This is a genomic window from Phormidesmis sp. 146-12, assembly GCF_052939495.1.
Genome location: NZ_JBJPHS010000201.1, coordinates 1 through 5,740 on the forward strand (window position 1 = coordinate 1; position 5,740 = coordinate 5,740).

5 protein-coding genes are annotated in these 5,740 nt (G+C 46.7%); 2 read left to right on the top strand and 3 right to left on the bottom strand.

From position 1 onward, the window contains the following. Nucleotides 1–152: 152 nt before the first annotated feature. A complete protein-coding gene (locus ACKFKF_RS34105; protein WP_446871804.1) occupies nt 153–548 on the top strand; it encodes a hypothetical protein in 396 nt (131 codons plus the stop codon). Between the two features lie 212 nt (nt 549–760). On the opposite strand, the gene ACKFKF_RS34110 is transcribed toward ACKFKF_RS34105, so the two are convergent. Both ACKFKF_RS34110 and ACKFKF_RS34115 read right to left on the bottom strand, forming a co-directional pair. Further along, nucleotides 761–2,407: an acetolactate synthase large subunit gene (locus tag ACKFKF_RS34110; protein ID WP_446871805.1), complete on the bottom strand. Its 1,647-nt coding sequence runs from the start codon at nt 2,405–2,407 to the stop codon at nt 761–763. A 111-nt stretch (nt 2,408–2,518) separates the two neighbouring features. Then, nucleotides 2,519–3,883 (bottom strand): NAD-dependent succinate-semialdehyde dehydrogenase, encoded by a 1,365-nt coding sequence (locus ACKFKF_RS34115; protein WP_446871806.1) that lies wholly within the window; start codon nt 3,881–3,883, stop codon nt 2,519–2,521. A gap of 716 nt (nt 3,884–4,599) precedes the next feature. On the opposite strand from ACKFKF_RS34115, the gene ACKFKF_RS34120 reads away from it, so the two are divergent. Then, a complete protein-coding gene (locus ACKFKF_RS34120; RefSeq protein ID WP_446871807.1) occupies nt 4,600–5,004 on the top strand; it encodes a response regulator in 405 nt (134 codons plus the stop codon). On the opposite strand, the gene ACKFKF_RS34125 is transcribed toward ACKFKF_RS34120, so the two are convergent. Then, entirely contained in the window at nt 4,967–5,389 is a 423-nt protein-coding gene (locus tag ACKFKF_RS34125; RefSeq protein WP_446862110.1) for a DUF2294 domain-containing protein, read from the bottom strand. The two genes, ACKFKF_RS34120 and ACKFKF_RS34125, sit on opposite strands and share 38 nt — an antisense overlap. Nucleotides 5,390–5,740 lie beyond the last annotated feature (351 nt).

The following is a 5,740-nucleotide window of genomic DNA, read 5'->3' on the forward strand; positions in this document are numbered from 1 at the left end:
GGGGGCTGAAGCCGATTGAAACGAAGCGAGTCACTCTCATCGAACTGACGTTAACCCGTAATTGTGTCCAACATTGAGGGAAAACTACTCTACGAAATCGCAGTCCATAGATTGTAGGTAATTCAATTCATATTCATCCAGGTTCTACATTCATGTGGAGTAAAGCTTATATGCTTGCGTTGATGATCTTTGGTTACACCCTTGCTGCTAACCTGATGCTTGGTCTCTTGCAAGCTGTTCTTGGCATCAAGTTTCTTGGAATGGGTGTAGCCATTCAATTTATTGCTGCTTACAGTATTGGTCAGGTTTACACATTCAAACAAAGACAAGTTATCTCTAATTCGTTAAAACTTTGGGTCTCGATCGACTACACGCTCATTGCAATTTGCAGCACAACAGTTGCACTATTAGCCTTGAAGATGGTTTCACCTGCATTACCTTCATCCTTTCTGACCTTGGGTATCCTGATTCCTATTTTGGTTTCACCTCTAATATATTGGGCGATCGGCTCTGGGTCTAAAGCATATCTAAAGAAAATTAAGAAGTGAGAGGAACTGATGTTAACCCGATGCTGTAGCAGCTAAATTGCTTGTATGAATGCAGCCTGAACGATCGCTTCACACGTTAAGAAATAATCTTAAACAAGCTGCGTCCAAATCTCTGAATCAAGACCAATACAGCAGTTTAAGTCATGAGGATTAGTATTACATGACAGTTCGATCGCAATATTTAAACACCGTAGAATCAGTCTGCAAAACCCCTAGATAGTACAACTCAGATCACCCGATCGCTGGGTAAAGCGCAGATTTTCTCGATAGTCAACGGGGCAATCGATGACAGCAGGAACGTCTTGGGCAAGGGCTTCTTTGAGCGTCGGAATCAGATCGGCGCAGGATTCGACTCGATAGCCCTTGAGTCCCATGCTTTCGGCAAACTTGACAAAATCGGGATTGCCAAACTTGATGAATGAGGAATGCCCAAAGTGGTTATGTTGTTTCCATTCGATCAAGCCGTAGCCGCCATCGTTGAAAATGATTGTGACAAAAGGCGTGTTGACTCTGAGCGCGGTTTCTAGCTCCTGACAGTTCATCATAAAGCCGCCGTCTCCCGTCACTGCTACTACTTTATGAGTGGGATTGACGAGTTTAGCTGCGATCGCTCCCGGTATCGCAATCCCCATCGCCGCAAATCCATTAGAAATAATGCAAGTGTTGGGGCGGTGACAATGATAGTGTCTAGCCATCCACATTTTGTGTGCGCCGACATCCGAAATTACAATATCGTCGGGCCCCATCACCTGCCGCAAATCGTAAATAATCTTCTGAGGCTTGATTGGGAAACCAGCATCTGCGGCATATTGCTCGTAGTCTGCACGAATGTCAGCCCGCAATTCTAACGACTGGGGGACAGGCTTATCAGTGCGATCGCTGCGATTCAAAATCTCTTGCAGCGCATCTGAAATATCGCCCACCACTTCAGCAATGGGAATGTAGCTGCTGTCTACTTCAGAAGGCGTACCGTCAATGTGAATGATCGGAACAGTGCCGTCAGGATTCCACTTTTTGGGTGAGTATTCAATCAAGTCATAGCCGATCGCAATCACCAAATCAGCTTGATCAAATCCACAGCTAATATAGTCTCGCTGCTGCAACCCAACCGCCCACAGCGCCAACGGATGCTCAAACGGAATCACACCCTTGCCCATAAAAGTATTGGCTACAGGAATATTCAATTGAGTCGCAAACTTAGTCACCATGTCGCTGGCGTTGGCTCTGATCGCTCCATTGCCTACTAAAATCAGCGGATTTTTGGCATGAGAAATCGCGATCGCTGCCTTCTCAATACTATGAAACGAGGCGTAGGTTTTTTCGATATTGTCAGTTGCCAAAGGTTTACCGACTACAGGCATGGCGGCGATGTTTTCGGGCAGATCAATATGGACGGCTCCCGGTTTTTCAGATTGGGACAGCTTAAAGGCTTTGCGGACAATCTCGGCCGTATTGCTGGGGCGAACGATCTGCGCGTTCCACTTGGTCACCGGAGCAAACATGGCCACCAGATCCAGATATTGATGAGATTCGATATGCATCCGATCGGTGCCCACCTGTCCAGTAATGGCAATTAGAGGAGCGCGATCGAGGTTCGCATCTGCCACTCCGGTCATCAAGTTAGTCGCCCCTGGGCCGAGCGTCGATAGACAAATTCCCGCTTGCCCAGTGAGTCGCCCATAGACATCGGCCATAAAGGCGGCCCCTTGCTCGTGGCGCGTGGTAATGAACTGAATCGAGGAATGTTGTAGCGCCTCCAAAACGTCCAGATTTTCTTCTCCAGGCACGCCAAAAATGTAGCGCACACCTTCGTTCTCCAGACAGTGCACCAGGAGTTCAGCCGTATTCATGTCGCCCATATTGCCCCCAGAAAAAGTTTTAGCCAGGTCAGAAAGAGGTTTGACCGAATGTTGTAGAGTACAGTCGCAAGTCTCGCCTCGTTTATAACTTACATCCTTGAGAAGTCACCCCTATTTTTCCCAGACCGTTTTGATGTTGACAAACTCGTGGATGCCTTCTCTGCCCAATTCGCGACCATAGCCCGATCGCTTGATGCCCCCAAAGGGAAGTCGTGGATCAGATTTGACCATACCGTTGATAAAGACTGACCCGGCTTCGATCTCATTGACAAGGCGATCGCGTTCCGCAAAATCGTTCGTCCAGGCGCTGGCTCCCAACCCAAAGGGCGAATCGTTGGCGCGATGAATAGCTGCATCCAGATCAGGAACGCGAAACAACAGCGCAACCGGGCCAAAGATTTCTTCTGACTCTGCCGGACTGCCAACCGGGATCTCGCTCAAAATCGTCGGCGCATAGAAGTTGCCCGGACGCTCGATCGGCGCTCCCCCAATCAAAACTTTGGCTCCTTGTTTGACCGCTTCTTGTACCTGTTGGTCAATGTCTTTGAGAATATTAGGAGTCGCCAGCGGGCCAATTTCTGTCTCAGGCAACATTGGATCGCCCACCTTCAGCGCACTGTATTTTTGAATGAGACGCTTGGTGAATTCATCGGCGATCGCTTCCGCGACAATAAACCGCTTGGCTGCAATACAAGACTGACCACTGTTGAGCATTCTCGCCGTCACCGCCGTCGAAACCGCTACCTCTAAATCCGCACTAGGCATGACGATAAAGGGGTCGCTGCCGCCCAATTCCAACACCACTTTTTTGAGATGCTGTCCAGCGATCGTTGCCAAACTAATCCCTGCGGGTTCGCTTCCAGTCAGGGTGGCTGCTTTGATGCGATCGTCCGCCACGATGCCTGCCACTTTATCCGCCCCAATCAGCAACGTCTGAAAAGCGCCTGTGGGAAAGCCCGATCGCGTGAGAATCTCTTCGATCGCCAGGGCAGACTGTGGCACATTAGAAGCATGTTTGAGTAAGCCCACGTTGCCCGCCATGAGAGCAGGAGCCGCAAATCGAAACACCTGCCAAAACGGAAAATTCCACGGCATCACAGCGAGAATCACACCCAACGGCTGATAGCGCACAAAGCTCTGAGTTGCGTCTGTCATGATCGGCACGTCTGACAAAAACTCAGCCGCATGTTTTGCATAAAACCGACAAACTGAAGCCGATTTTTCAACTTCTGCGATCGCGGCCTTCAATGGTTTGCCCATTTCCAGCGTCATTAATTTGCCAAAGCGATCGCGCTCCTCTTCTAAAATCTCAGCCGCACGAGTCAGCCAGATTGCCTTTTGAGCGATCGGAATGCGGCGATATTCCAGAAAAGTTTGTTGGGCGCGATCGATTCGATTTTCCAACTCTCGATCACCGAGCGCGTCAAATGTTTTTAGGGTTTCTCCAGTTGTTGGGTTAGTTGTAGCGATACCCATGACCCACACCTCCAGGTTAAATTTGGGCAGCGATTGTAAGGGTTAATTCCTTCGGTCACTCCCATTGTGAATCCTCTCCTCAATTCTCTATTAAAATTTCAGACACCGCCATTTTTCTTAAAGGCTTGTTTCCTGTTTTAGGGTCATATTTGTAACTTTATAGCTCAATCACTTTTAGCAGTACTGAGTCAATTCAACTGCTGAAATAGGCTTGTTTTTAATCAATGATTGAGTCACCTAACAGACCTTAGAAGTCTTGTGAACCGTTCGTTTGTTTAAGCGTGAAGACGTTTAATTCATTACAAATTTAGATGTAAACCACGAAACATCGATCGCTCATAGGAGAATTAAATAATTAGCTGCCTTGTAATTTGTGATACTGGGACTTAATTTACAATGTGCTGAAATCTGCTAACTATAGGAGCGATCAAGAAGATATTGAAAGCTTAATTAATTATAATTTTTGAGCATTCACTCATTCTTTACCGTAGAATTGATTAATTAGATTACTTAAGCTTTCATAGTCAGCTTGCAGCTTCTCTCGACGAGAAAGGGAAATTGGCAACCTGCAAAGCCATTCTAAGCCATTGCAAACCACTCATCAAAGGCGACTCTTTAGTCGCCAAGGCGCTTTGTTAATGGCTATTAGGTTAGTGGATTGATGGAGCGAGCTAAGTGCTTGGACTGACCTTAGAACTTGAGAGATACGGATCTATATGAATATGAGCGCAGGCTGTAGCAAGCCCCTGATCCTGGCTGTAGACGATAACCAGGACAATCTTTTCCTACTTGAATATCAACTCCCCGAAGTCATTGACTGCTTTTTACTCACTGCGACAGATGGCGAAACAGCACTGACTCTGATCGCCGAGAAATCTCCCGACCTTATTCTGATGGATCTCTTACTACCAGGCATCGATGGAGTTGAAGTGATTTCTCGGCTCAAGCGATCGCCCGATACCAGCCATATCCCAATGATTGCTTTAACCGGACTGTCACAAGAAGACGCAAACGATCGTTTAAATCAGTCCCGCTGTGACGACTATTTATGCAAACCCTACGATTTAGAAGACTTGCAGACGATTATTCATCGCCATCTGAAGGTGCATTCTCTCCTCTAGGGCGACGGGCGTTGTTTTGCGATTCCCGAAACTGAGGCGTATCAGCCAGCACCGCGATCGTGCCTGTGCGTCCCGTCTCAAACGTAGCATCGCTCAACACATCAATCACATCAATTCCTATCACTTCTTTAATTAATTCACTTAGCTGAGGATGCATGGCTTTATCCAGGTCATCTCTCACTTTTTCGGCTAATTCTTCTTGACCATTGTCTACCAAAACCTTCTCTGGCTTAGTGATGGAGTCTTCTAAAATAATCACCACTTTGCCATCAAAAATTTGGCACTGTACACGGCTGGGCTGATGTCCAAGTTGAGTCCGATAAAGGGCTTGAATTTTTTGAGAAAGGGTACGTTCTAGCTGTCCACGAGTGGGAGTTGTTGTCATATCCATTAATAGCAATATTAGGTATCCATAACAAAGTTGTCTTTGTTTTAATATTGTTGCAGTTCAACGATCGGATATAATCCGCCTCAAGATGGGTTTAAACTATCGTGTAGAGAAATGGCGTAGAGAAATCGAGAGAGTCAGACTTAAGTGTTACAAATGGGTCTGATTATAGGCTTTAGTTCCCAACAATTTAAAGCTTATTCTAATGTTCTTTAACAGTTTTATACGGTAAAAAGCTGTTTTGATCACACAGTTGGTAACTGAAACCTTTAGCGTGAGTAACCCCTTAGAGATAACTCGAAGCGACCCCTTGCGGGTAACTCGAAGCGACCCCTTGCGGGTAACTCG

What these genes read in the sequence shown, in the direction of transcription:
- ACKFKF_RS34105 (WP_446871804.1), top strand. Translation starts at nt 153, where the DNA reads ATGTGGAGTAAAGCTTATATGCTTGCGTTGATGATCTTTGGTTACACC.
- ACKFKF_RS34110 (WP_446871805.1), bottom strand. Translation starts at nt 2,407, where the DNA reads ATGGGCGACATGAATACGGCTGAACTCCTGGTGCACTGTCTGGAGAAC.
- ACKFKF_RS34115 (WP_446871806.1), bottom strand. Translation starts at nt 3,883, where the DNA reads ATGGGTATCGCTACAACTAACCCAACAACTGGAGAAACCCTAAAAACA.
- ACKFKF_RS34120 (WP_446871807.1), top strand. Translation starts at nt 4,600, where the DNA reads ATGAATATGAGCGCAGGCTGTAGCAAGCCCCTGATCCTGGCTGTAGAC.
- ACKFKF_RS34125 (WP_446862110.1), bottom strand. Translation starts at nt 5,389, where the DNA reads ATGACAACAACTCCCACTCGTGGACAGCTAGAACGTACCCTTTCTCAA.